The sequence below is a fragment of the Lentibacillus kimchii genome, from assembly GCF_042666895.1.
In the GTDB taxonomy this organism is placed as follows: Bacteria; Bacillota; Bacilli; order Bacillales; family Amphibacillaceae; genus Lentibacillus; species Lentibacillus kimchii.
The window spans coordinates 16,410-42,639 of record NZ_JBHTGR010000006.1; the positions used below are offsets into that span (position 1 = coordinate 16,410).

The window sequence follows — 26,230 nt, forward strand, 5'->3', positions numbered from 1 at the left end:
TGTTAAGTTATAGTATTCAGTTTTTCTTCCGGCGCTGAATCAATTTAAAATTAGGTTTCAGCTTGAACATTTAAACACCCACTTAGCAAAGCGTCAACCGCCGCCAGAGGCATATCCATCATTCTATGGTCTCATTATTTAACCGTTTTCCCAGTTATCCGCACCTCAGGCTTTAAAAAACAGACAGCCATGATTTTTCCTTACGATTTCCGCGAATATGTAGTATGATGACATCATACAGAAATGTTTTTGAATTTATTAAGGAGGTGAATACAGATGATCACCGAGCTCTTGTATGAGTTGTTTGTTGATACGTCACCGGTTTACTTATACGTCAGTGTCTTCCTGTCGGTCATTGGTACAATCAATCTGGCCCAGCTTGATTTGCATCAAAACCATGAACTCGCACATGTAGCAACACGCAAGTCCCACGCCATCCGGATTCAGGCCGCTCCGGTTCAGGAGTCCATTGGCGAGTCAACAGCTATTATGGACTGGATTGTTCAAAAAGCTAAGCGTATTGACGCACCAGATGATGATACTGACGATCACACCTTCTCTTTTTTCAAAACAATAACGAAAAAACGAGGAGGAGCACAATGCAACGCACATCTGTATTCACAGCTTTTAAAAAATATAGTTTAATTGGGTTGATCCTGGTAATTTTCCTTGCTGGCTGCGGATCACTCAATGAGCCGATCACCGAGGACACAGAGGGGATTTTTAATCACTACTTTGTCTACAACTTTTCTTTATTAATTAAGTCGATTGCATCCGTATTTAACGGAAGCTATGGGATGGCGATTATTATCATCACGCTCATGATCCGTCTTGTCGTGATGCCATTCATGCTGAAACAGACACGCAGCAGTATGGAAATGCAGGATAAAATGAAAGAACTCAAGCCGGAAATGGACGCGATTCAGGCAAAATATAAAGATCAAAAAGACAAGGATTCACAAATGAAGCAGCAGCAGGAAATGATGGAACTGTATCAAAGACACAATTTCAACCCGTTGTCGTCATTGGCAGGCTGCCTGCCCCTGATTATTCAGATGCCGATATTGATCTCGTTTTACTGGGCAATCCGCCGGACACCAGAGATTGCGTCACATCAATTTTTATGGTTTGACCTTGGCGAGACGAATATGATACTAGCACTTATCGCGATTGCTGTCTACTTCATTCAGTTCAAAGTCTCCCAAATTGGCTTGGAGGCACAGCAAAAGAAACAAATGGCGATCATTGGCCTTTTGAGTCCGGTTATGATCGGTATTATTTCCTTCAACACACCGGCCGCTCTGCCATTATACTGGGCCGTCGGCGGCTTGTTCACGATTGGTCAGACACTGATCTCCAAGAAGATCTTTTTAGCGCATAAGAAAAAGACAGAGGAAACGTCTTAAACGATTCGCAGCGTAAAGGCGGCAGCCACGAGCTGCCGCCTGTTTCTTGAAATGATTGAACAAACTAATGAGATAGCGTGGTTATTTCTATTGATATGCCCTATTATTATCATTTCGTTTATGATAAACAGCCAGCCATGTCTTCCGGCGCACCATTAATAAAGTGATAAGAGCTGCTTCACTGACTGCGAACAGGACTGATAAAAGCACCAGTCCGCCAAAAAAAAGTGCCTTTCCAATATCAAATGCATACAAAAACCAGCCAAATACGGCACATGCCCACAAAAATAAATTGATCATACCAGCCATCGCAATCTGTGATCCAACAAAGCCGCTCAACTCAATCATTTTCCAGCCATACAGATAACTGACAGCCCAGGCTGTGAGAATAGCCACAATCAGGATACTGATGGCTGCATTGCTGCCTTCCAGCGTCATAGGCATAATCACCTGCCATTTTGTTTAGTTTAACGAGTGTTATTCTGTCAATTCATATGTTGACAGCTAAATCATTTGAACCCGGTTTATACATGATATGATACAAGTTCGCCGTAATGGCCAAAATTCCTTCTTTTAAAACATATAGCTTTGCAAAATTACTGAAACGAAATATTTGACCGACTAAGACAGTTGTGTATAATGTGAGATAGATAATTGTTTTCTAGGGTTCCGCAGAGACATACTGGTCTGGACCAAGAGAAAACCCACAGCTGATGGCTGTGCCACGGAGGGATAAAAGCCCGGGAGAAACTGGATGATCAGTTGCTCTCAGGGCTTTTTTAATTGAGTCTGGAGGTTCTGTAAATGGATAAAAACTGGCTGAAAGTCATTATAGCGGCTATTATTGAAGTGATGTGGGTGATCGGCCTGACACATGCCTATGACGTCTGGACATGGACCGGCACCGTTATTGCCATTATTGTAAGTAACTATTTAATGATAACGGCGGCGCAAGTGCTCCCGGCCGGCACTGTCTATTCCGTATTCGTCGGTCTGGGAACAGCGGGAACCGTTCTATCAGAGATCCTTTTCTTTGGCGAGTCATTTCAATGGGCCAAAATCTTGTTAATAGCGCTTTTATTGGCCGGCGTCATCAGCTTGAAACTAATCACAGATGATGCTAGTGAACAGGAAGGAGCTGAGTCCTGATGGCTTGGTTCGTTTTAATAATAGCAGGTGGATTGGAAGCTTTTGGTGTTGCCATGATTAATCAGTTAAGCTACACGCGCAATTGGCAGACAGTCGTCCTGTTGATTCTGGGATTTGGTGCAAGTCTTGGGCTGCTCAGTTATGCACTGCGTTCACTGCCAATGGGAACAGCTTATGCTGTCTGGACCGGCATTGGGGTGGTTTTTGGCACCTTAGCAGGCATGTTTATTTATGGTGAGTCAAGAGACTGGAAGCGGTTAGTCGCCATAGCCGTTATATTGGCTGCCACCATTGGTCTGAAACTTATTTCTTAAAAAGGATGATGACTATGACAGACGTCCATACAGACATCACACAATTCCGCGGCAGCCATGATGATTTTGGCTATGCCCAGGGGCGGGCACTGCAGGGTTCAGCTATACTCAAAAACCGGCAGGCAGGCTGGCGCATCAGAAAACCGCGTTTTCATATTGCTGAAGAGGAGGTCAAAAGCGCATTCAGACAATTCGCCCCAGGTATCTGGGAGGAATTGCTGGGTCTCAGTGAAGGTCTGGATATGCCTTTAAAAGACGTTCTGCGTGATTTTGGCCACTACCGCGTGAATTGGGTACCAAGCGGCTGTTCCATTTTGACAGGCTCGGACTTCCTGGTCCGCAATTATGATTATCATCCACTCACCTATGATGGACGCTTCAGCTTTTTCCAGCCAACCGATCAGGGCTATGCGATTGCAGGACCCGCCTCCCGTGTAACCGGCCGCATGGATGGCATGAACGAACAAGGGCTGGTAATGGGCTACAACTTTATGCAGCGGCGCAAACCGGGTGATGGCTTCATCTCGCCAATGATTGGACGAATGATTCTGGAGACATGTGCCACAGTTGATGACGCCATTCACTTGCTGCGCGAGATTCCTCATCGCGGTTCATTCAGCTATGTCGTTCTTGACCGGTATGAGCGAACTTATGTGATTGAGGCGTCGCCGCGATCTGTTAGCGTGAGGGAGTCCCAGACGTGCACGAATCATTTTGAACTGCTTCAGCATGAAAACCGACACCATTTAGTGGATTCCAAACGGCGTGAGCAAATTATTGAACAGAAGGCGGCAGAGTCGATTGAGCCTCATGATGCATTTCGGCTCATGAACGATAAAGATCGGGATGTCTTCTCTGATTTGTATAAAAGCTGGGCCGGCACAATTCATACTGCTGCCTATTTTCCAAAAGATCTTAAAGTATGGTTTGCGCTGGGCGGCGATCAGGATCCGGCTGTCTTTGACTTTGCCGCCTGGCTGCAAGGTACACCTATCACAGCTAAGCAGATTCAGGGAAAACTCGACACGCAGCTGGGACTTGCAAATACACAGCCATATGGCAGCTAGTATGCTTCAGTCTCAGTTTAAATGGCAATCTAAACGAATTCGTTGCTAGAGTTCTCTAAGAAGTGGTTATGGCTATTGAACTTTGTGCTAATAAAGGATAGAATTTAATTGGAAACACTTTCAATCGCCCAAATAAGAGAAATATATGAAAGTGAGGGATGAAGATGCGTATCGGTGTACCACAGGAGATTAAAGACAATGAAAACAGAGTGGCCATGACCCCAACAGGTGTCAGCAATCTGAAAAAAGCGGGACATGACGTGTCAATTGAAGCCGGCGCAGGACGTGGCTCCAATTTCACCGATGATGAATATAAGCAGGCAGGTGCCACCATTGTTTCTTCTGCCGAAGAAGCCTGGAACCAGGAAATGGTCATGAAAGTAAAAGAACCGCTCCCGGAAGAGTTTGGCTATTTCCGCGACGGTCTGATTTTATTCACTTATCTGCATCTCGCCAACGAGCCTGAACTTACGAAAGCACTTGTCGACAAGAACGTCGTAAGTATTGCTTATGAAACGGTACAGATGCCAGACAACTCCCTGCCGCTATTGACGCCAATGAGTGAGGTAGCAGGTTACATGGCAACACAGCTCGGATCACACTATCTGGAAAAACCACAGGGCGGAAAAGGCATCGTGCTTGGCGGCGTTCCAGGTGTCAAACGCGGCAAGGTCACAGTAATTGGCGGCGGTGTTGTTGGTACAAATGCTGCTAAAATAGCTACAGGTCTTGGGGCAGAGGTATCTATCCTTGATCTTGATCCGAATCGTCTGCGTCAGCTGCGTGAGCTATTTGGCAGCTCCGTCAACGTCATTATGTCCAATCCCGCCAACATTGAACAGGAAGTCATTCAATCCGATATTGTTGTCGGCTCTGTCTTAGTGCCTGGTGCTAAAGCGCCTGTCCTGGTATCAGAAGACACGATTAAACAAATGGACGAAGGCTCTGTTATCGTGGATGTGGCTATTGATCAGGGTGGAAATTTTGCCACCAGCACGCACGCGACAAGCCATGCTGATCCCGTCTATACAAAACACGGTGTTATCCATTATACGGTTTCGAATATTCCCGGTGCCGTTCCGCGTACAGCAACGATCGGCCTGACCAATGTCACGGTGCCATATGCGATGCAGATTGCCAATAAAGGCTATAAGCAAGCATGTCTTAATAATACGGCATTGCTGCAAGGTCTCAACGTCCTGGACGGAAAAGTAACCGCTAAGGGTGTTGCCGATGCAGTGGGTCAGCCTTATCAGAATGCTGAAGAACTGCTGAATCAATAACTAATTGATCAGGAAAAGCCGCTCCTTATAATCGGGGCGGCTTAATTCAAATCAGTATCACATATTAAAGGTTTTGTAACGCCTCAGCAACTGGTGTGTCACCGGAGACCAGATCGAAAGCCCGTTTATTGGTGTCTTTCTCAGTAAGCGAGGCCACAACTGTACGCGCCACATCCTCTCGCGGAATGAAGCCGGGGTTAGCTGCGTGTTCTGCCAGGTTCACCCTGCCTGTTCCTTCCTCATTTAGCAAGCCGCCCGGACGGATGATCGTATAATTCAATTGGCTCGCCTCTAGCATTCTATCTGCATAGTGCTTAGCTGCAAAATAATGCCGGAGATTCTCATGCCAATTATCCCGGTTGTCAGCATACAGCGCACTCACCATAATAAAACGATTGGCACCTGCTTCCTCAGCTGCTTCAATCATCTTGACCGCACCGTCCAAATCCACAAGAAGTGTCTTATCAGGACCGGTGCCACCGCCCGATCCGGCCGCAAACACAACTGCGTCACAGCCTTTAGACGCTTTTGAAAGCGTGCGTTTCGGTCCTTCCAGATTGGCCATAACCGCATCAATACCCAGTTTCTTTAGCTCCTCAGCCTGTTCCTCTTTCCGGACCATTGCGCGAACTGTATGGTCATTGTGATGCGACAATTGTTTGATGATATGCCGGCCAATTTGCCCATTAGCACCGACAACCAATACCTTCATAGCTCCCACTCCTTCGTGTTCAAAATCACACTTAAGACTGTTCTTATTATTCCAAATTAACGGATTTATGACAACCAGAGTGTTTTGCAGGCTGACTCTGCAGCCTGCAGATTGACGTTAAAAACTGAGACTGGAAAACGAAAGTGATCAACAGGCGATTTAGGTATTTGTCATATGATAACCATTAAAAAACAATCCCTGGTCAGATTCAAAGGGATACAAATGCTGCTTCTTCGCTCGAACAGCATGCTGTGTCATAATTTCATGAAAAAGCTCAGATGTCTCCTGACCATCCGTTTCTAATTCCAGTGCTTGCGCAGTGCGGGTAACTTTCGCCTCATGAACAGCTTGCTGCAATTCGTGAATATCCATTCCGTCTGTTTCAAGGCCAAGTGTGTCAGCTTCTTGTTTCAGCAAAGCGATAAGAACTGCTTTTTTCAGATCATCGATTTTTTTGCCCTCTGTATCGACATCAAGATCAGCAGCTTTTTGCTTCAGCAGCGCCTCATATACTTTTTCGGCAAGCAGCTGCGGGTCTTTCCCTTTTTGCTTAATTCCCAATTTCTCTGCCTGTTCCTGTACTTCCTTATGGTGCACTTCTTTACCAAGTTCTTCGATGTCCTCGCCCTCTGTTTCCATACCTTTTTCTTCAGCTGCCCGTTTGATTTTCGTCTCCTTTACATCCTCTTCCAATTGCTGCTTATCCTTGCCCTCTGTATCAATTCCTAATTCCCGGGCCTCAAGGTTCAGGAAAATGTTATAATACGTTTCTTTTTCTGTATCCCCAATCTGATACTGATAATCGAAATCTTTGGCCGATACTTTATAAAAACCTGAATAAATTGGCATACTGAGTATAAAAGCCGCCATCATTGCGAGGGTCACTTTAAGTAAACGCTTCATACCGGATTCATCCTTTCGTAAGTAGGGTGGCCACTCGTGTAGTATGCCACAGCTCAACAAATCCTAAGCGTCATCAAGCCAGCTTGTGAATGTAAAAAGATCTGGAAACAACATGTCAGCAGATGCCGTATGCCGTTCCTTTTGACTGATCAGAACCGTTTTGACACCGGCTCGCTTTCCTGCGCTGATATCCGGTTCCCGGTCACCGATCATATAGCTTTCCGACAAATCAATGTTATGTTTTGCGGCAAGATCAAGAAGCATTTGCGGTTCGGGTTTGCGGCAAAAGCAGCCAGCGTGCGGTGCATGCGGACAATAGGCAATGTCATCAATAACCGCACCATACTGGGCCAGATCAGCCTGCATTTGCTCATGGACCATTTTGAGCGCTGCTTTTGTCATATAGCCAAGTCCTATGCCACCCTGGTTCGTGACAACAAACACAAAATAATTTTTGTCATGAAGCAGCTTAATGGCTTCTCCAACACCGTCCAGCAAGTGAAAATCACCTGGCTCGTTAACGAACGTCACGCGCTCAGTAAGCACTTCATTAATAACGCCGTCGCGATCCAGAAATACAGCCTGCGTCATTGACTCATCCTTTCGGTAACGTGGTTTGTCCGTCAAAATGCGGGTGTGGCTGGTGAGCCTCCTGTAATTGCGCACTGGAGGCTCACCTTTCCCCTTCCCGCAGAAGGAAGTCTTTCTATTTCCTCCGCCAATGGGACGATCACGTATTTTTAGAATGGATACGTTTCGTTATATCAGCCGCTTTAATCGTCTTGTTCACTTACATACTCATCCGGACGCGTATCACCGTGGACACTGCTGTTTTTATACTGGCTTTTGCGTCCGTTCTTGGATTCACCATTTGTTTTCGATTTCTTAACTGGATTGTTATTATCCTGCATGGAATGACACCCCTTTCTTAAGCTCATGGTTTGGTAAAGAGGGATTTTCTATACATGATGTCCGGTTCCAAAACGTGCCTGCTGCCGCATGGGTGAACTGCGATTTCGCTTAAAACAAAGCTTTTGACACAGCCAGCTAAACAAGGTATCGTCAGTGAATACCCATTAATTCTATCGGAATAAAGGGCATAGTCTATAATGTGAAGGGGAGGGAGATGACATCATGAAAAAACTATGGCGAGGTTATCTCGATACATCACTCATTACCAAGATCACTGTTGCGCTGGTTTTGGGAATTTTGGCTGGTCTGCTATTTGGTGAAGATGCCACTGTGCTGTCGCCGCTCGGGGATCTTTTGCTGCGTCTGCTGCAGTTTCTCATTGTTCCATTGATTCTATTCACTCTGATCGTTGGCCTGAATCAGGCTAATCTTGCAAGTCTTGGCCGCATGGGCGGGAAAGTGTTTATTTATTTTGTCGGGACATCTGCTCTGGCCATCGTTGTCGGTATTGCCATTGCCAGTCTGTTTAATCCAGGCACAGGTTTGACACTCGATGGAAGCGACTCCTTCGATGTACCAGACGACCCAGGGGTTGTCAGTGTCCTGCTGAGCATTGTTCCGAAAAATATCGTGACAGCCTTCAGCGAGCTGAATCTGTTAGGTATTATCTTTACCGCTTTTGTCTTTGGCATTGCCTTATCCATTCTCAGAGCCACTGAGTCCACTAAAGAAGTCGGGGAAGCTGCTTATAACGTTATCAGTGGACTGAATGAAGCGACCATGCGCATTATGCAATGGATTATCCAATACGTGCCGATTGGCATATTTGCCATCATTGCCAAAGTGGTCGGCAATCAAGGAGCCAGCACCTTACTGGATTTGGGGGGCATGATTGGCGTCCTCTATATCGCCTTAATCGTTCAGCTGCTTCTTTATGTCCTGATCATGGCTTTTAATAAAATTAATATAAGAGAATTTTTCCGGTTCGGGCGCACACCAATGATTACCGCGTTTGTTACTCAAAGCAGTTCGGGTGCGTTACCACTCACACTGAATGCCGCTGATCGCCTGAAGCTGCCCAAAAGTCTGTACGGCTTCAGTCTGCCGCTCGGTGCTACAATCAACATGGACGGAGCAGCGATACGCATTGCCGTATCAGCAGTCTTTGCTGCAAACGTTGTAGGTGATCCGCTCAGCTTCATTGAAATCCTGCAAGTGGTCCTGATCGGAACACTCGCTTCTGTCGGAACTGCTGGTGTTCCCGGTGCCGGTATGATTATGATCGCCACAGTCTTTTCCCAGATCGGACTGCCAATGGAAGCCGTTGGACTGCTGTCAGCCGTTGACGTGCTGGTTGGCATGGGCTGCACAAGTCTTAACGTAACCGGTGATCTGGCCGTCACAAGCCTTATCGGCCGCAAGGAAAAAGATCAGAAAAAAACGGAACCAGTCAACAGCTAACATAAAAAAACCTCTCCCGTTTTGACTATCTGCTTACGGGGGAGGTTTTCTATTAGCCCTCAACTGGCCACAAGTGATTCAAACGCCAGTTCAGCCACTCTGTTTCCCGCATTTTTCTTGGGATGAACTGACGGATTTCCTCTGCATTGAAACCGATCTGCAGCCGCTTTTCATCGATCATGATGGGGTTGCGCAATAATCCCGGATGCGTCTGAATTAAATCAAGGAGCTGCTTTAAGGACAGCGTGCTGATATCCTCCTGTAAATCCTTATAAACGTTAGACCGGGTAGAAATAATATCGTCTGTGCCGTTTAACGTCAAACGCAGGATTGCCTGCAGCTCATGAAGCGTCAGCGGTACCTTGGCCGTGTTTCGTTCCGCATAGGGAATAGCGTGATCCGTCAGCCATTCTTTTGCCTTTCGCGCCGATAAACATGGTGTACCATAAATTGTTACAGTCATATATCATACCCCATTCCTTTCAGGTTTATAGCCTCGGCCTTCACTTCATGCCAGGATTAAACACTAACGCCTCTTTTATACCTATCTATAAACACCCGACTTCAGGAGATTCATTTCCACTGTTAAGTGATCCGTCGCCGTTTGATAGGATAAATTGCGGGCGAATGTATCAACAAGATTGCGGACCAGCACAGATGCCAGAATCTGGATGATATGAAAGATGTCTTTTTCATCGCCGATGTTTAATTTCGTTTTATCAACCAATGAACTGATTTCCCTGAATTCCTCCTGATTTGTCTGATCACAGAATATCCGTGCAATCACATCCTCAATCTGATACGTCATATTTAACAGTGCATTCCGCACAAAATCCGGATTGTCATCTTCCGTAATAACCAATTGAAAAAATCCCTTGACCGCCTCAATCAGATCCCCATTATGCTGCTTCAGAAGTTCGATAAAAATGGTCTTTCGGTTGTGGGACAGATGATCCAGCAAATAAAAAAAGGCATCCTCTTTATCAGCAAAATACTGATAAAAACTCCCGCGCGGTATACCAGCTGTTTTTACAATATTGGCGATGGAGGCCTCGTAAAGCGGAGCTCGGGAGAATTCCTCTTCTGCAGCACGCATTAACGTGTGTCTTTTCGCTTCAGGCAAATTAAAGAAAGTCTGTTTTGGCATGGAACAAGCCCCCTATCGATTAAGCGACGCTTCGCTAACCCAGCGCCAGCCTTTCATAGTGCTTATAAAGCGCGTGAAAACGTCCGCTGTAGCGCTGGTGCCATGGCTTTTTCTTACCGCAGAAATGGAGAATTACCGTCTCGCGTATAATATAGTCCATGTCACAAAACCCGTTCGTTTTATTCACGTAATGACTGTAAAAACGTGTATCATAATTGTATAGCGTTTCATCAAGGGTCCGGATTTTTTGGAATACAAAGCATTCAAGATATCCTGATCCGGCATAACAAGCCGGGCATGGTTTTTCGCCACAAAGGTGAAAATATCACGTTCATCAATTGAACCCCGCTGCTCGTCCAGATTCATCAGCAGGACGCCAGAATTATAGTAAGCCTTAATGTCATAAGGTGTCAGTCGAAGCTTGTTCACTTCATTGATAGACAGCTTATCATGATAAGCTGCTGCGTAAAGGTAACCGGTCAGATCAGTCTCATAAAGCTCTTCTCTGGGATATGCTATATACACCAGCTGAAAAAGCTTCACTTAAAAAGCTCCGGCAAGCGGTGTGCAAACCCGCCTGTTCACTGCTCAATGCAGCCTTTTGCCTGCAAGTGACAAAACGTCATTTATAACAATTATAATGATAAATGACATGGTGTCACATGTCAAGTAACCACGGCATGAAATCTCAAAAAAAATACCTTTTAAAAAGGTATTTCTATTTCAGCTGATTAGCAAATCAAGCATTATGCATCATTCATCGATAAATACGGTTAATACTTTTGCGCCATCATTATCAACCGGGATGAATAAATGGGGTTTCACGCCTCTGAAGTAGCTGGTATCCCCTTTTGCCATATAATGCTTTTCACCGGCATAGTACAGCTCGATGGCGCCTTCCACAATATAAATAAACTCATCCTGGGAATGCGTATAAGGCTCATGCCGTTTGTTATAATCCTTCGGGGTTACATAGACAATGGTCGGTTCAATCCGTGATGTGCGGGAGCGGTTGGCAAGTAATTCAAACGAATAACCCATATTCTCATCATCGGCACTAAGCCTCCTGTCTGCTTTTGGAAGCATGACAAGATCGGTTTCGGGATGCCCGTCCAGCACCCAGGAGAGCGGCACATCCAAGGCTTCGGCGATTTTTGACAGTGTTGCAACCGCACTTGAGGTCTGGCCATTTTCAATTTTGGATAATAGACTTTTGGAGATACCACACTGATCTGCGATTTGCTGTTGTGTATGTTTACTTTTAAAACGCGCTTGTTTTAGTTTTTGTCCAATGGTCTGCAGGTCTATAGTCATTCGCTCCCTTCCCCAGTCAACTACGAGTCTCCTGATCATAGAATAGAGGAAAATGTTGATTCTGACAACAGGCTTAATGCTTCTTTCCCTGTTGACCGGCTAAGGAGCGTGCTGCAGAAATGAGGCAAAGCTGGGACAAACGTATCCTGTCAAACGTCATGCGTCTTTGGAATTAACGTTCATTTTGTCCCGGCTTCGGTACCTCAGCTCTTGCTGGCTGCATAAGCGAGTGACTTGCTCGGCAGTGTTTTTCCGAGTTTATCCTGAATATAAAAGGCGGCTTCCTGCAGTCTATGCTCATCCATGCCCGTCTCAATCCCAAGACCACTCAGTAAATACAGCACATCGTTCGTCGCGACATTACCAGCTGCACCTGGCGCAAATGGACAGCCACCCAATCCGCCAATGGAGCTGTCGAATCTCGTAATGCCATGCTCCATCGACCGCATGATGTTGGCGATCGCCATACCGCGTGTATCATGAAAATGCATGATGATCTGCGAACTCGGAAAACGGCTCAGCACCTTGCCAAGGAGCTGGTCGACTTGCGCCGGAACTGCCGTGCCAATCGTATCACCGAGCGATATATCATCGACACCGAAGGCAAACAGCTGCTCACACACACGCAGTACCTCATCAGGCGAGATGCGGCCTTCGTACGGGCAGTCAAACACGGTTGATACATACCCTGTCACATGTTTGCCTGCCTTTTTGGCTTCGGTCACTACGGGCTGCAATACTGGGTATGTCTCAGCTATCGACTTATTAATATTCTTACGGTTATGCGTCTCACTGGCAGACATGAAAACGGAAGCACCATCAATGCCCGCCTCAAGTGCCAGTTCCAGCCCCTTCATATTGGGAACAAGCGCGGAATAACGAACACCCGGCTTACGTGTTATCCGCTGCCCCACCTCATACGCATCTGACAGTGCCGGAATCAACTTCGGGTGGACAAATGACGAATACTCAATTTCCTGTACACCTGATTCTGACAGCCGATTGATCCAATCGATTTTATCCGCTGTGGCAATCTGCTGCTGTTCGTTTTGCAGCCCATCGCGTGGACCCACTTCCTTCATTTGCACAAAATCCGGCCAGCGTCCCATGAGATAACCATCCCTTCTTCGTAAACTCACTTTGTTGAATGCGCTTTCATAGTATGAGATAATCCGTCATTAACACGTTTTATTAATAATTGAGCTGTCACAGTATTATATTCACTTCAGTTTCGTTCTGTTCAACTAGGTTGAATAAAGTATAAAATAAAAAAACCCAAAATGTCAAATTTGGGAATAGTTTTATAATAAACGATTAATCTTTTTATTCACTGGATAATGGTGACAAAATGGGAAAGAATTTTTGCCGTCAATCCCCAGATAATCCGATCGTCATATCTATAAAAATACTCATCCATTTTCCCTGCGGCCCAATTATACTGCTCACCGCCGGGAATTAAATCAAAGGGAAAAGAATCGTCCGGTTTAACTTGTAAATGAACATGATGAATGGTCGGTTCCGTCTCCAGAAAAAACGCCAGCGGCACTGTAAACCAATCACCAACCTCTGAAGCGTTTGGCTGCAATGGCTCGCGCGGGCTGATCAATCCCACATAGGTGCTAATAAGCATGCCAAACGGTGTCACAAGATAATCCAGCGGAAAGACTCCGGAAATCGCCTGACTGCTAATACCGAGCTCTTCGGTTGTTTCCCGGATCGCAGCCTCTCTTGCGTCCTTATCGCCAGCATCAATCCGTCCACCTGGAAAACAAACTTCCCCCGGCTGCCTGCGCATCGTTTCGGCACGCACTTCAAACAGCACATGCAGTTCACCTTCTTTTTCAATCAGCGGCAGCAGAACTGCGGATTTTACCATTTGGTCATGCCCGAGAACCGATGGTGTATGCTGTTTGACTGATTGCCTGATATACGCCAGATCCATACCATCACCCCTCTATCCTGCCTTTATTTCATTATACCAGATAAGGTCTGCTGAACTCATTAAAATGTGTTTAGTCATTACTGACAGACGGAGCCCAATAGCCTTAGGAGACCCCTTTTAGCTCCCTTATCTATGACTGAACAGCCAGCGAGACGCAAAAAAACCAGTCCGCAGCACCGCGAACTGGTTTTCCATTAAGTCCTTACCGGAAAAGCTCTAATAACCGGTCCCAAATGCCTTTGTCTTTAGCCTTTTCATCATTGTTGGTCTCGTCATCTTTAGCTTCTTTCTCAATCGCTTCTGTTGATAAGGTGAATTGCACAACGTCAATCTTATCATTCTTATCTGATACGAATGATTGTGGCTCAAAATCCGAAGCATCGTAGTCATCCATCATCTCATCAACCTTATCCTGCATTTCACTCGGCAAACCGCTTGTTTCATCGCGCAGTTCCTCTGTACCATTTTTCAGATCACTGGCACCGCCCTTCAAATCAGACGCTCCAGAAGCCAGTCCCTGAATGCCGCTATTAATATCCTGATAGTTATTTGCTAACCTGCCGACACCGTCCGTGTAATCGACCAGGCCGCTATGGAATGATTCATATTGCGACGCCATTTGGGCTATCCCGCTTTTCAGCTCATCCAGCGCATCCAGCTGATCCATATCACTCAGTCCGCTTTCGATCTGATCAGCTGTGCTGGCCATATTATCGGCCATTTTCCTTAAGGAGCCTGAGGTCTGTTCTAAAGTCTGTGGCACGGAGTCAAATGCCTTCTGGACTGCCTGATAGGTTCCTTTGGCGTTTTGACCAGCCTGATACATTTCCTTCAGCTGCTTCAGGACATCGGGATCAATATCACTGTCCTTCAGCTTCTCAAATTCATCGCTTAAATCGGCATCTGGAATATTGCCTATAGCCTTATCCAGCTGCTGGTAGGCATCACTGTAATTTTGTTTTAATGTATCCAGCCCATCAGCTGCATCCCGCAGATTACCTGCAAGATCACGAATGTTAGCAGGCAGCTGTTTTAAGTCGCTGAGATCGGGTGCATCGGCAGCATCGGGTGTATTTTGCACTTTGTTATTCACTTTCTCCAGCGTATCGCGAATCTGAGCTGAACCGTTCACCAGCTGGTCTGATGACTGATTCAGGTCATTGATACCACTTAAATAGTCACTGGATCCGTTCTTGAGATCCGCTGCCCCACTATTCAAATCCGCGATGCCGCTGTTTAAATCACCAACACCATCATCAAGATCACGGATTGCACTGGACAGCGACGACATATCCCCTTTAACACCACTCAAATCTGGGTCATCGATCGGCATGGAAGCAGGTGTCGCTGATATATTAATTGGATCCATTTCAAAATCCGATACGTTGGCTGACACAATAAAGTTTTTCTCTTTTTCCGGCATAACCGTAAATGTCACCTGGGTGTCTTTGCCGGAAATTGCTTTAGTGCCGTCCGGCGCCTGGATATTTTCAAATGTATTCTGATCAAGCGTCAGGGAAATCTGCAGCATATAGTTTTTGAAAAACATCGGGTCTACAGCGTCATTAGCCGAGGTTTCAATCTGCAGCTCCAGCTTCCCGTCTTTGCCAGGCAAATCGTCAGGTGAAACGTCGTGACCATCCAGCATATAGGAAATATCGATATTCCATGGGAGCGGGCGGTCAGCAAGGTCACCCTGATAATAAAACTCACCATCGTCTTTATTGGCCTGCAGGTGGACTTTATTGTCATCAGTCTGCTTGATGTCTTGCAGGTTGCTTAAATTACGCACATCGGTATAGTCGCCATAATCGACGAATTCACCGGGTTCGCTGACATGGAACGTGTTCACAACATACATATCCTCAAGCGAACCGCCTGCGCCGAGACTGGCATATATTGTTTCATCTTTTGTTTCATAGTTACCTTCATCCGTTTTATCATCAGCGCTTTTGTCAGCTGAGGCCGACAACGGCAGTGAGCCAAACCCCAGCACAGCGCCCATCATTACGATACCTAATTTTTTTAGCCGCATAGCATCACTCCCCTTTATAAAAGTTGGCCTTCCTGGTTGTTTTTTCAATCACCCGGTCAAACACCACCAGCAATGCCGGCAGCAGGAAGATGACCAGGATGAAGGCCAATAACGCACCACGTCCGAGCAGAAGGCCAATAGACGAAACAATGGGATCTGTCGAAGTGGCCCATAAAATGAAGCCGACACTGGACAGAATCGAGGCAGAGACGCCAATTGAAAAGACTTTCTCATTAATGGTTTTCTTCACGGCATCCATGGCCTTCATTTCCTTGCGATTTTGCGTGTAGCTTTCCGTTAACAAAATCGCGTAATCCACCGTTGCTGCAAGCTGAACGGTGCTGATAATCAGATAACCGACATACACAAGTGACTTGCCTGTGAAGTAAGGCACTGATAAATTAATCCATACGGCTGATTCGATCGTCAGCAGGAGAACAACCGGGAAGGAAATGGACCGGAATGTAATCAGCAGGACAATCGCAATCGTTATGACTGTCAGCATATTGACCACTGTGTTGTCTTCTTCGACAATGTCTTTCATATCATACATGGTGACACTCTTGCCAAGCGCCTGATAATCATCACCATAGTAGTCAGCTGCCGTATTCCGAACATTCTCTACCAGATTAAACGCTTCGTCACCCTCATTATCGGTGGTGGTGTTAATGGTGATCCGGCTGTAATTCTCCGAAAAGAACTCATCCGTCTCTGATTCATCGAGATACCCCGGCGGTATGCCCGCACCAACGGTATCGACATAAGAGATCGTATTATCCACATTATCAAGCTTATCGAGGTCATCGACAAGCTTCTCTTCCCGGGCTATATCCCCTTTAGGTACGAGCAGCACTACCGGCGTGAATTTACCGAATACATCTTCAATTTCTTCCGTATCCTGACCGGCCCGGGTACTATCCGGATTGCCGCCGGTGCCATAGAGAAAATTCGTCTGACTCTGGCCAAGGAAGGCTGGCACAAGCAAAATCAGAATCACCAAAAGAACTGGGATGCGCAATTTCATAACATATTTTCCGATCGGATAAACGCTTGGCATAAATGCTCTATGCTGTGTTTTATCAAGCCACTTATAGAACATCAGCGTGAGCGCTGGCAGGAAGATCATCACACTGATAAAGCTGAGCAAAATCCCCTTGACCAGATTGAGACCCAGATCGGCGCCAATGCCAAAATCCATAAATGTCAGAGCTGTAAACCCGAAAAATGTCGTTGATGCACTTGCAGCGACAGCTGGGAATGACCGTTTCATGGCGCGGCGCATTGCCTCTGTCGGATCCGCCGTCTCCTTCCGGTAATCATCGAAGCTGTGCAGCAGGAAGATCGCATAATCGAGCGAGACAGCAAGCTGCAATATCGGCGCCACAGCCTGCGTAATAAAGGATATGTCACCCACAAAAATGTTCGTTCCCAAATTAATCAGAACCGAGACACCGATAGCTGTCAGAAAGAAGACCGGCTCGACCCATGACCGTGTTGACAATAACAGAATAATAATCACAACAGGAATAAGGATCAGCGCGGCATTCATGGCTTCCTCGCCTGTTGATTGCTGTGATATGGCTGTATTCAGCGCATCACCCGACAGAGCATTGTCCTCACCGATCACGTCATATATAGCATCGGTTGTCCCGACTTCTTTGCCATCTGCAACGTGAAAGGAGTACAGGGCATCGTCATCCTTATAATAGGACTCTACCGTATCAGTATCTGCCAGCTCAACGGGTGTCTTGATATCAATCACATCATCAAGCCATGTAACATTCGAGACACCATCAATGGCTTCAAGCTTATCCTTGAACGCAAGCGCCTCGGGAATACTGAGGTCCTTCATCATCACCCTGGCATTGTCAACATCACCGGAAAACTCATCTTCCATGACATCTTTTGCCTCAATAGATGGTGTATCATCCGGCAAATAGTCGACCATATCATGTTTAACCGGGACAGCAGACTGCACGACGGCACTGACAGCTGCCAGAATCAGAAACACGACAACAATTAATTTTTTATGTTTTAACACACGGGCTATCATAATAGTTGCGATTCATCCTCTCTTGCATCATCCGTTTGAGCACGCTATTATTATAATAGACATCATGTTGGATTTACAACAAACAGTTTCCTAACTTGCGTATAAACATCAACATTACCCGCAAAAGTGTTGTTAAATGTTTTAAAAAGGTGTGACGATTTCATGAACGAAAAACTTGACCGCCGTAAAAAATATACCCGCATGGTCTTAAAGGATAGTTTAATCAGCTTATTAAAAACCAGTTCGATTTCCGTGATTACAGTCAAAGAAATCTGCGAACAGGCCGATATCAACCGGTCCACCTTTTATACCCATTACCGGGATCAGCATCATTTGCTGGAACAGATTGAAGAAGAAATTATCGCCGACTTAAATGCCTATTTGAATCAATATGACTTTGGACAAGAACAGGAATCATTACAGATGATTGAGAGGCTTCTGGAATACGTTGCTACAAAATATGACATTTGTCAGACGCTTCTCAATGAGAATGCCGATCACTATTTTGAACGGCGTGTTATGGATATCGCCCGCACTTTTCTGGTTCGAAATTGGATGGATAGCTACGAGGTGGATAGAAATACGTTTGAATACGAGAGCACCTTTCTCATCAGTGGCAGCATCTATGTCATTAAACATTGGCTGGCCAATAATATGGATCGGTCACCAAAAGAGCTTGCCCAGCTGATTAACCGTTTCCGGATTTAGGCGTAACAGTGATTCCTGGAGCAGATCATACAGACGTGTCTGAACCATACTTTCGGAACCATGTGCCCACAATTAGCTGACTAATAACGAACTCTGTCTTTAAGGCTAAACAAGATAGTCGACAGATACAGATAGCCATTCTACAATGATAGTGTAAGGTTTCTGGTGAACATAACATTTATAGCAACACGCAAGGCCATCTACAAGGAGGCGATCATGGTGAATCAATACCAGTCGTTCAATCAAAGTTTTATCAACGGTGAGTGGACTGAAGGAAATGAAGCCAGAACTGCTGACATGGTGAACCCCTATGACAATAAAGTCTTAGCCAATGTCCACCTCGCTTCCCTTGATCAGCTTAACGACGCATTTACAGGCGCTTCTAAGGCCCAAAAAGCATGGGGCCAGGACCCTGAACAGCGTAAAGCGGTCATCAGGAAGGCAGTTAAATACTTTAAGGATCACCAAGCAGAGATACAGGAGATCCTGACGCTCGAATCAGGCAGTACAGCTGTTAAGGCCAGTCTGGAATTTGATTTAACAGTCGGCGTCATGGAAGAGTCCCTTACCATGGTTGACCAGGTTGGCAAATTCGAGGACAAGCAATCGATCATTCCGGATAAAATGAATGAATTTTACCGGCTGCCTAAAGGTGTTATCGCTTCGATTGCACCCTTTAATTTCCCGTTATACTTATCGATGCGCACCATTGCACCGGCCCTGGCACTGGGAAATGCTGTCGTGCACAAACCAGATCTTAAATGCGGCCTGATTTCCGGTTCCGTCATCGCCCGGGCCTTTGAAGAAGCAGGCCTGCCCAGCGGTGTCTTTCAATCACTTCTCACGAAATCAAGCGTAACCGGCGACCGCATGTTCAATCACGACGAAGCCAATTTCGTCAGTTTCACCGGCTCAACACCTGTCGGCCGCCAAATCGGCCAAGTGGCTGGTGAACAATTGAAGGATGTAGCCTTAGAGCTTGGCGGCAATGGACCGTTCTGTGTCCTGAGCGATGCAGATATTGACCAGGCCGTTGATGCTGCAATCTTCGGTAAGTATATGCATCAGGGGCAGATTTGCATGATGATCAACCGCCTGATTGTGCATGAGGACGTCTATGATAAATTTGTTGAGAAATTTGTCGAACGCTCCAAAAACATTAAATATGGTGATCCGCGCGATCCAGATGTTGTCGTCGGACCGCTTATTGATGATAACCAAATGGAGAAATCACTCGCTAATATCAGCAAAGCTAAAGAAGCCGGTTTCGATATTCTCCTGGAAGGTGAACAAGACGGCCGCGTCTTAACACCAACTGTTATCGGCAATGTCGACAATGACAGTGAACTGGCGCAAACGGAAATGTTCTCGCCAATTGCGCTGATTATCAAAGCCGACTCAGATGATGATGTCATTGCTAAAGCGAACGATACAGCATTTGGCCTAAGTTCTGCCATCTTTTCCCGTGACGAAGAAAAAGCCCGCAAGTACGCACTGGAATTGCAGTACGGTATGACCCACATCAATGATCAGCCGGTTAATGATGAACCAACTGCTCTTTTCGGCGGCATGCGGCAAAGCGGCATCGGCCGGTTCGGCAGTCCCTTTATTATTGATGAGTTTACAGAAGGCAAGTGGATTTCCGTGCAGAATGAACCGCGGGAATACCCGTTCTAACCAATAGATACTATAAAAGGTCCAGCCTGGCAATGAGGCTGGGCTTTTTACTGGGGAAAGTGAGCAATCAGAGGAGGGGTCTGACGCGTATAAAAATATGTTCTGCCAGAGATCTGTGGCCATCTTTAGTCAGATGCATGCAGTCGATTGGATTCATAGCTGCCTCTTCAGAAGCATCCAGAAAATCAATCCCTGTGCCTGCTAATAACTGTTCTAAATAAACGGGGAATTCGTGTGATTTAACATCACAATTCTGTCCCATCGACAGGTTAACATCCGTGTGGCGATAACCTGGATTGATCCGCGGCGGCGCAACAACTAAGACATGTGGCGTATCTGATCCTTGTCCGCTTTCAGACCTTTCAGCTTTACGGGCCAGCCGGGCAATGCCCTGTGCAATGTTATAGGCCGTTAAGCCGAAGCGTTCTTTCGTATCATTCGTGCCCAGCATGATAATGACAAGTTCCAGCGGGGCATGACTTTTTAAACAAGGATAAATATAATTCAGAGCATTGAGTCCTTCATTTAAAGGATCGTCACAGACGCTGGTGCGGCCCATCAGCCCTTCTTCAATGACTTGATAGGCATCCCCGAGCCATTGCTGCAGACGGCAGGGCCAGCGCACAGTTTCTGAAAATCTGACCTCATTTTCCGCATCATAACCCCACGTATTGGAATCGCCAAAACAGACAATCCGTTTCTGCATCCTGAATCACCACCTGTCTTACGTTTGCATTAGCTGATACACAGCTCCCTGCAAATTAGCATCATTTTCATTCTGGGCAAATCTGATTTCCAATGCACGCTGAAAAGAAGGCATAATGCATGCATTCACGTTTGTTTGCAACTTATCGCGCAGATAGCTGCCCTGCTCTGAAACACCGCCCCCAATGACAATCAGCGAGGGATTAAATATATGAACAAGGGTTTTAAGACCCAGAGCCACGTCTCCAACCCATTGATCAATGACCTTTTCTGCGTCCTGATTCCCTCGCTTGGCCTCAGCAAATAAGTCAGGCAGCGTGATGCCTTTACGAAAGTCGTTGGCTGCCCGCTGTTCCAAGGCTCTGCTGGAGGCGTATTGTTCATAGCAGCCCTGATCACCGCAAAGACAATCCTCACCACCAGGGTAGAGCGTCATATGCCCAAATTCACCGGCAGAATAAGCAGCTCCATTATAAACCTGACCATCTATAATAATGGCTCCACCAATGCCGGTGCCCAGCGTCATACAAAGAAAATCATCAAACCCTTGTGCGGCGCCTTGCCAGTATTCACCGAGTGCCGCACAGTTAACATCATTATCAACGACCACTGGCAAATCAAACACCGTTTGCAATTCCTGTTTTATATTCAAACCGGTATATCCCGGGAGTGCATCTGTCGCATGAATGACAGTCCCGTTCTGTTTATCAATTTGACCGGCTGTGCTGACAGCAATCCCGCTGAGCTCGTACTGCTCTTGCAAATAGGCAGCAAGCTTAGTTACCCGGTCAATAATGGCCATACCGCCTTCATTTGCTTTTGTCGCGGTTTTCGATTTATAGATAATCTCACCCTGATGATTCAGCACACCGTACTTAATACTGGTTCCACCAATATCAAAAGCTGCTGCCTTCACTCTAAGTTCCTCCATTCATATAATAGTTTAGTTCAGCATATTGACCAGAAATGTTGAAAGCTGCGGAACAAAGATTAATAGAATCATAACCAGTACAAGTGGTATCAAAAATGGCAGCACACCCCGATACATGGTCCCCACTGGAATATTGCCGACACGCGAGACCACAAATAAGGACATGCCCATCGGCGGTGTTAAAATTCCAATCATCAAGTTCAAAATAACAAAAGCGCCGAAAAAGATCGGATCAATACCAGCACTTGTGACAACTGGGATTAAAACCGGAACGACAAGAACAAGTAATGCCAGTGCATCAATAAATGTCCCAAGCACGATTAACAGGATACTGATTAATATAAGCAGAAAAGTAGCGTTCTCCGTAATACCCAAGAAAAAGTCTGCCAGCTTAATCGCTACTTGCTCCCGGGCTACAAACTGACCGAAAAACTCAACAGCAGCAAGCATCAAAACGACAACACCAGTCATCTTCAGAGATTCGACAATGTTGTCATAAAGTTTTTTCAGCGTCAGTTCACGGTAGACGAAAAAGCCAAGAATTAACGCATAAATCGTACTGACAACAGCTGCTTCAGTCGGCGTGAAGTACCCTGAGAAAATACCCGCAATAATGATAATAGGTGTCAGCAAGGCCCAAAAAGCCTTTAGGAACTGCTGGGCAATCGTTTTTAAATTGGCCCGATCAAGCACCTGATAGCCACGTTTTTTAGCCATAAAAAAGGTCATTACAAACAGCGCTAAGGTTACAAGAAGGCCGGGAACCAGTCCAGCAATAAACATAGAAGCAACTGATACGTTGGCAATTGATGCATAGATTATTAAATTTAGGCTGGGCGGAATAATGCCGCTGAGAATAGCGGAGGCCGCTGTCAGTCCGCCATTGAAATCATCATCGTAGCCTGCCTTGCGCATTGATCTGAGTTCCAGCTGGCCTAATCCGCCTGCATCAGCCAGTGATGAACCAGACATACCAGAGAACATTAAACTGGCCGCGATGTTTACATGGCCGACACCACCAGGTATATGCCCCACAAGGGACTTGGCAAAATTAAATATGCGGTCGGTTATACCCGATGAGTTCATCAGCATCCCTGTTAATATAAAGAACGGGATAGCCAATAATGTGAAATTATTAATCCCGCTGATTAACTCAGATGCTGCTGAGTAAACAAGATTCCAATCGCCCATCACAAAATATAACAGCGCAGCAATCATTAAAGTGAAACCGACAGGAATGCCCAACACGAGCAAAACAAGCCAGGCCAGGAATACAAGTGCTATTTCCATTTATTTCACCTCCGCTGCTTTGGCTCTGCGCCATTCTTTGACAAGACGCTCAATCAATCGATAAATCATAAGCAGCGTCAGGACAGGGAGGGCTGCAAACAAATAGATATAGGATACATTCAGCGTCACCAGTTCGAGATGGGCTTTGTTTTGTACAACCGTTAGACTGATGATAAACACTGCAACAAGTGCAGAAAGAATTAACAATTGATTAAACGCATACAACCATTTCTGGCCTTTTGCCGGGAGTTTCTTAATAAAAACATCAATAGAAACGTGACTGTTATCTTTAATACAGGCAACAATGCCCAAATAACCAGCATATATGAACAGCAGTTTGCTCAATTCTTCTGTCCACGTCAAGGAGGGTACAACCCCTTGACGTGACAGTGTTTGTGTAGCCAAAATGACTAACATAACAACAAATAAGGCACTGCCGATAATCTCCTCGAAATTATCATATAGTTTTTTTATCATGATTGACCACCTGCTTATTAATCTCGAGCTTTATCAATAGCGTCCATAAAGTCTTCGGCGCCTTCACCAATTTCGTCCATGTATTTCGGATAAACGTCTGAGACCGCGTCCCGGAATTCATCAAGATCCGGCTTTGTGATCGTTACACCTTTATCTTTAAAGAAATCAAGCAATTCATCTTCTTCATCTTCAAACATTTTGGTGTGATAATCAGCCGTATCCTGAATGCCTTCTTTCAGAATTTGCTGCAGATCTTCAGGAAGTTTCTCCCATGTCTTTTCACTCACAACATAGCTGTTGTCATTAACAACATGATTCGTTAGAGCAATATAATCCTGGACCTCATGGAAGCTTTTTGCCTTGATGGCAGAAAGCGGATTTTCTTCACCATCCACCTGGTTTGTCTGCAGAGCAAGATAAACTTCATCAAAGTTCATCGGCGTCGGATCTGCCCCTGTAGCTTTAGCATAATCAATCAGTGTATCGGCTTCGGGAACACGAATTTTCAGCCCTTCCATATCCGAGACACTATTTATTTCCGTATTTGACGATGTGACACGTGTACCGTTATATGCACTGTCAATAACACGCAAACCATGTTCGTCAACCAGTTCGTCCCTTAGCTTTTGGCCAGCATCTGTGTCATAAACAAACCGCTTAATATGATCAAAGTCGTCCATGACATAAGGAACCGCTAACAATTCAGAACGCGGGACCCATTCACCGAGCCGTCCCATTTCTGATAATGTGATATCCAGTGAACCTTCCTGCAGCTGCCCCAGCATATCAAGGTCATCGCCGAGCTGAGCATCTGGATAAAGACTGATTGTCAGCCGGCCGTCGCTTTTATCCTTAACATACTCCTGCAGATGTTCAGCTGCTTCGTATTCGTTAGACTGGTTGTTCGGCTGCATGCCGAATTCCAATTCATAGGATTCCTGACTCTCTCCATCGCCATTGTCACCGTCATTCGCCGCGTCACTTTCCCCGTCGTCACCACAAGCTGCCATAAACAGCATCATGGCCAGCCCTAATAAGAAAATGAGACTCTTTTTCACGCTTACCCCTCCCTTAATTAATTAAGATGCTTTAGTTTTTGTGAAAATTTTTCAGTAATCCGCTGCGGCCTGGTGATCGCACTTCCTACGACTACTGCTTCAGCACCTGAATCAAGTGCCTGTTTTGCTTTTTCCGGGGTGTCCAAATTTCCTTCCGCAATCACAGGAATGTCAACCGACTGAATAATACCATTCAACGTACGAAGCGGATCACCTCCCTTAGAATCGGTTGTGTAACCAACCAATGTGCTTGCGACAATATCCACACCGCAAGCTTCTGCATGGATAGCCTCCTGTACAGTCGACGTATCCGCCATCAGTTTTTGCCCGGGGAATCGTCTCTTCACCTCTTTTATAAAGGTTTCAAACGTTTCGCCTCCCGGCCGGACTCTGTCTGTTGCATCAAAAGCAATAATGTCGACACCCTCATCATATAAAGCCTTTACTTCCTCAACGGTTGGTGTAATGACCACTTCACTATCAGCGTATTCTTGTTTAATAATTCCTATAATTGGCAAATTAACTTCTGTTTTAATAGCTTGAATATCCGCTGTACTATTGGCACGAATGCCGCCTGCACCACCTTGAGAGGCGGCCAGTGCCATTTTCGACATAATAAATGAACTATGCAGCGGTTCATCCTCCAAAGCCTGACAGGATACAATTAGTTGTTTACTCATATTCTAAACTCCCACTACATAATGACGTAATTTATGTTCTTGATGGTATATCGTCAACAATTTTTTCTGCCTGTTTTCTTTCGTCGTCAGTCAGTTCTTTGAATGGAAATTTCATATAGCCAGCTTCAACACCATATTGTTTAAATACATGCTTGATCGCCTGATAAACACCAACTGCTTCCAGCTGTTCAATGACTTGATTCATTTGTTTCTGCAGATCACGTGCCTTTGGAATATCAGATTGCTGCACAGCTTCAAACAGTGCATTGGCTTCCTTGCCAATAATGTTATAAGTACTGCCAATCGCGCCATCAGCGCCGGAAGCTGCAAACTGAAGCACCATATCATCCGCTCCGCTGAAGAAAACTTTATCCTGGTGCAGCGCTTTCAATTTAGCAAGTTTCGAAAGATCTGTATCAGTGTATTTAACGCCAATGACATTTGGCAAAGCGAGAAGTTTTCCGTATTCTTCAACCGTGAACTGAGTGCCCGTGAAAGCAGGATTGGAATAGATGATCATTGGGTGTTCTGTCGCTTCAGTCAGCCGCTTGTAGTAAGCTTCAATTTCCGAGAAACTAAACTTATAGTAATAGGGTGTGATAGCCGATAAGGCGTCATAGCCAAGCCGTTTAGCCTCTTGACCCAGCCTTTCTGCCTCCTCAATATTCAAGGAGCCGATCTGGCCAATCAACGCAGCCGCATTACCAGTCTCCTCCTTAACAATTCTGAGCAAGTCTTTCCGGCTGTCTTCATCCATCAGAAAACTCTCACCAGTGGAACCGCCTACATACAAGCCATTGACTTGCATGACGTCAATATTATAGCGAACAACCTCGCGCAGTCCTTTCTCATTGAGTGTGCCATCCTCGTTAAAGGGGGTCAACAGAGCTGTCATGATGCCTTTCATATTAGTCCTCCATTCGTTTTTAGGAATACGCTTTCATTATTTATGAATTAGGTGTATCATATCAATATGAAAACTAATTGTCAATTATTCTTTCAAAAT

Annotated in this window: 29 protein-coding genes and 1 riboswitch; of the genes, 9 read left to right on the forward strand and 20 right to left on the reverse strand. The window is 45.7% G+C overall.

Features of this window, described 5'->3' with window-relative positions; all coding sequences use genetic code 11:
- Nucleotides 1-276: 276 nt before the first annotated feature.
- The gene (locus ACFQU8_RS04260; protein WP_382357939.1) at nt 277-645 is read left to right on the forward strand and encodes a hypothetical protein; all 369 of its coding nucleotides are present in this window, start codon (nt 277-279) and stop codon (nt 643-645) included.
- A complete protein-coding gene (yidC, locus tag ACFQU8_RS04265; RefSeq protein WP_382357940.1) occupies nt 600-1,406 on the forward strand; it encodes a membrane protein insertase YidC in 807 nt (268 codons plus the stop codon). Before ACFQU8_RS04260 ends, yidC begins: the two co-directional genes overlap by 46 nt.
- Nucleotides 1,407-1,493: 87 nt before the next feature.
- On the opposite strand, the gene ACFQU8_RS04270 is transcribed toward yidC, so the two are convergent.
- On the reverse strand, nt 1,494-1,844 hold the full coding sequence (locus tag ACFQU8_RS04270; protein WP_382357941.1) for a hypothetical protein: 351 nt from the start codon (nt 1,842-1,844) through the stop codon (nt 1,494-1,496).
- Nucleotides 1,845-2,056: 212 nt separating this feature from the next.
- Nucleotides 2,057-2,155, forward strand: a riboswitch (guanidine-I (ykkC/yxkD leader).
- 55 nt (nt 2,156-2,210) lie between these two features.
- Here ACFQU8_RS04270 and ACFQU8_RS04275 point away from each other — a divergent pair.
- The 4 genes from ACFQU8_RS04275 to ald all read left to right on the forward strand — a co-directional run bounded on the left by ACFQU8_RS04275 (nt 2,211) and on the right by ald (nt 5,219).
- Entirely contained in the window at nt 2,211-2,555 is a 345-nt protein-coding gene (locus tag ACFQU8_RS04275) for a DMT family transporter (protein WP_382357942.1), read from the forward strand.
- On the forward strand, nt 2,555-2,869 hold the full coding sequence (locus tag ACFQU8_RS04280) for a DMT family transporter (protein WP_382357943.1): 315 nt from the start codon (nt 2,555-2,557) through the stop codon (nt 2,867-2,869). The genes ACFQU8_RS04275 and ACFQU8_RS04280 overlap by 1 nt, the downstream gene beginning before the upstream one ends.
- 14 nt (nt 2,870-2,883) lie before the next feature.
- Nucleotides 2,884-3,936, forward strand: a complete 1,053-nt coding sequence (locus ACFQU8_RS04285) for a C45 family autoproteolytic acyltransferase/hydolase (RefSeq protein WP_382357944.1) — start codon at nt 2,884-2,886, stop codon at nt 3,934-3,936.
- Nucleotides 3,937-4,100: 164 nt separating this feature from the next.
- Nucleotides 4,101-5,219 carry an alanine dehydrogenase gene (gene ald / locus ACFQU8_RS04290; protein ID WP_382357945.1) on the forward strand — a complete coding sequence of 373 codons (1,119 nt, stop codon included), beginning with the start codon at nt 4,101-4,103 and terminating at the stop codon, nt 5,217-5,219.
- A gap of 64 nt (nt 5,220-5,283) precedes the next feature.
- On the opposite strand, the gene ACFQU8_RS04295 is transcribed toward ald, so the two are convergent.
- The 4 genes from ACFQU8_RS04295 to ACFQU8_RS04310 form a co-directional block, all read right to left on the reverse strand.
- A complete protein-coding gene (locus ACFQU8_RS04295; protein ID WP_382357946.1) occupies nt 5,284-5,931 on the reverse strand; it encodes an SDR family oxidoreductase in 648 nt (215 codons plus the stop codon).
- A 159-nt stretch (nt 5,932-6,090) separates the two neighbouring features.
- Nucleotides 6,091-6,834: a hypothetical protein gene (locus ACFQU8_RS04300; protein ID WP_382357947.1), complete on the reverse strand. Its 744-nt coding sequence runs from the start codon at nt 6,832-6,834 to the stop codon at nt 6,091-6,093.
- Between the two features lie 63 nt (nt 6,835-6,897).
- Entirely contained in the window at nt 6,898-7,500 is a 603-nt protein-coding gene (locus ACFQU8_RS04305) for a D-glycero-alpha-D-manno-heptose-1,7-bisphosphate 7-phosphatase (protein WP_382357948.1), read from the reverse strand.
- Between the two features lie 107 nt (nt 7,501-7,607).
- Entirely contained in the window at nt 7,608-7,745 is a 138-nt protein-coding gene (locus ACFQU8_RS04310) for a hypothetical protein (RefSeq protein WP_382357949.1), read from the reverse strand.
- A 223-nt stretch (nt 7,746-7,968) separates the two neighbouring features.
- On the opposite strand from ACFQU8_RS04310, the gene ACFQU8_RS04315 reads away from it, so the two are divergent.
- Nucleotides 7,969-9,207 (forward strand): dicarboxylate/amino acid:cation symporter, encoded by a 1,239-nt coding sequence (locus ACFQU8_RS04315; protein ID WP_382357950.1) that lies wholly within the window; start codon nt 7,969-7,971, stop codon nt 9,205-9,207.
- 52 nt (nt 9,208-9,259) lie between these two features.
- Here the strand turns inward: ACFQU8_RS04315 and spx are convergent, their stop codons facing one another.
- From spx to ACFQU8_RS04355, 8 genes are all read right to left on the reverse strand, one after another.
- Nucleotides 9,260-9,670: a transcriptional regulator Spx gene (spx, locus tag ACFQU8_RS04320; RefSeq protein ID WP_382357951.1), complete on the reverse strand. Its 411-nt coding sequence runs from the start codon at nt 9,668-9,670 to the stop codon at nt 9,260-9,262.
- Between the two features lie 81 nt (nt 9,671-9,751).
- Complete coding sequence (locus ACFQU8_RS04325) at nt 9,752-10,354, reverse strand: TetR/AcrR family transcriptional regulator (RefSeq protein WP_382357952.1); 603 nt, start codon at nt 10,352-10,354, stop codon at nt 9,752-9,754.
- 183 nt (nt 10,355-10,537) lie between these two features.
- Nucleotides 10,538-10,897, reverse strand: a complete 360-nt coding sequence (locus tag ACFQU8_RS04330; RefSeq protein WP_382357953.1) for a glycosyltransferase — start codon at nt 10,895-10,897, stop codon at nt 10,538-10,540.
- 210 nt (nt 10,898-11,107) lie between these two features.
- The gene (locus tag ACFQU8_RS04335; RefSeq protein WP_382357954.1) at nt 11,108-11,668 is read right to left on the reverse strand and encodes a helix-turn-helix domain-containing protein; all 561 of its coding nucleotides are present in this window, start codon (nt 11,666-11,668) and stop codon (nt 11,108-11,110) included.
- A 203-nt stretch (nt 11,669-11,871) separates the two neighbouring features.
- The gene (locus tag ACFQU8_RS04340; protein ID WP_382357955.1) at nt 11,872-12,777 is read right to left on the reverse strand and encodes a hydroxymethylglutaryl-CoA lyase; all 906 of its coding nucleotides are present in this window, start codon (nt 12,775-12,777) and stop codon (nt 11,872-11,874) included.
- A gap of 218 nt (nt 12,778-12,995) precedes the next feature.
- Nucleotides 12,996-13,610: an NUDIX hydrolase gene (locus ACFQU8_RS04345; RefSeq protein WP_382357956.1), complete on the reverse strand. Its 615-nt coding sequence runs from the start codon at nt 13,608-13,610 to the stop codon at nt 12,996-12,998.
- 202 nt (nt 13,611-13,812) lie between these two features.
- Nucleotides 13,813-15,645, reverse strand: coding sequence for a YhgE/Pip domain-containing protein (locus tag ACFQU8_RS04350; protein WP_382357957.1), 1,833 nt, complete (start codon nt 15,643-15,645; stop codon nt 13,813-13,815).
- A gap of 4 nt (nt 15,646-15,649) precedes the next feature.
- Entirely contained in the window at nt 15,650-17,698 is a 2,049-nt protein-coding gene (locus ACFQU8_RS04355; RefSeq protein ID WP_382357958.1) for an efflux RND transporter permease subunit, read from the reverse strand.
- A 162-nt stretch (nt 17,699-17,860) separates the two neighbouring features.
- Here ACFQU8_RS04355 and ACFQU8_RS04360 point away from each other — a divergent pair, with 162 nt between their 5' ends.
- Nucleotides 17,861-18,406 carry a TetR/AcrR family transcriptional regulator gene (locus ACFQU8_RS04360; RefSeq protein ID WP_382357959.1) on the forward strand — a complete coding sequence of 182 codons (546 nt, stop codon included), beginning with the start codon at nt 17,861-17,863 and terminating at the stop codon, nt 18,404-18,406.
- 216 nt (nt 18,407-18,622) lie between these two features.
- Complete coding sequence (locus ACFQU8_RS04365; RefSeq protein WP_382358105.1) at nt 18,623-20,083, forward strand: aldehyde dehydrogenase family protein; 1,461 nt, start codon at nt 18,623-18,625, stop codon at nt 20,081-20,083.
- 67 nt (nt 20,084-20,150) lie between these two features.
- On the opposite strand, the gene ACFQU8_RS04370 is transcribed toward ACFQU8_RS04365, so the two are convergent.
- Genes ACFQU8_RS04370 through ACFQU8_RS04400 form a run of 7 tightly spaced genes read right to left on the reverse strand, consistent with a single transcriptional unit; the run spans nt 20,151 to nt 26,131 of the window.
- Complete coding sequence (locus ACFQU8_RS04370) at nt 20,151-20,789, reverse strand: GDSL-type esterase/lipase family protein (protein WP_382357960.1); 639 nt, start codon at nt 20,787-20,789, stop codon at nt 20,151-20,153.
- 18 nt (nt 20,790-20,807) lie between these two features.
- On the reverse strand, nt 20,808-21,704 hold the full coding sequence (locus ACFQU8_RS04375; RefSeq protein ID WP_382357961.1) for an ROK family protein: 897 nt from the start codon (nt 21,702-21,704) through the stop codon (nt 20,808-20,810).
- 27 nt (nt 21,705-21,731) lie between these two features.
- Nucleotides 21,732-23,009 carry a TRAP transporter large permease gene (locus ACFQU8_RS04380; protein WP_382357962.1) on the reverse strand — a complete coding sequence of 426 codons (1,278 nt, stop codon included), beginning with the start codon at nt 23,007-23,009 and terminating at the stop codon, nt 21,732-21,734.
- On the reverse strand, nt 23,010-23,486 hold the full coding sequence (locus tag ACFQU8_RS04385; protein ID WP_382357963.1) for a TRAP transporter small permease: 477 nt from the start codon (nt 23,484-23,486) through the stop codon (nt 23,010-23,012).
- A 17-nt stretch (nt 23,487-23,503) separates the two neighbouring features.
- Complete coding sequence (locus ACFQU8_RS04390) at nt 23,504-24,544, reverse strand: sialic acid TRAP transporter substrate-binding protein SiaP (protein ID WP_382357964.1); 1,041 nt, start codon at nt 24,542-24,544, stop codon at nt 23,504-23,506.
- A gap of 17 nt (nt 24,545-24,561) precedes the next feature.
- Nucleotides 24,562-25,224 (reverse strand): N-acetylmannosamine-6-phosphate 2-epimerase, encoded by a 663-nt coding sequence (locus ACFQU8_RS04395; protein ID WP_382357965.1) that lies wholly within the window; start codon nt 25,222-25,224, stop codon nt 24,562-24,564.
- Nucleotides 25,225-25,255: 31 nt separating this feature from the next.
- Nucleotides 25,256-26,131, reverse strand: a complete 876-nt coding sequence (locus tag ACFQU8_RS04400; protein WP_382357966.1) for an N-acetylneuraminate lyase — start codon at nt 26,129-26,131, stop codon at nt 25,256-25,258.
- Between the last annotated feature and the right edge of the window lie 99 nt (nt 26,132-26,230).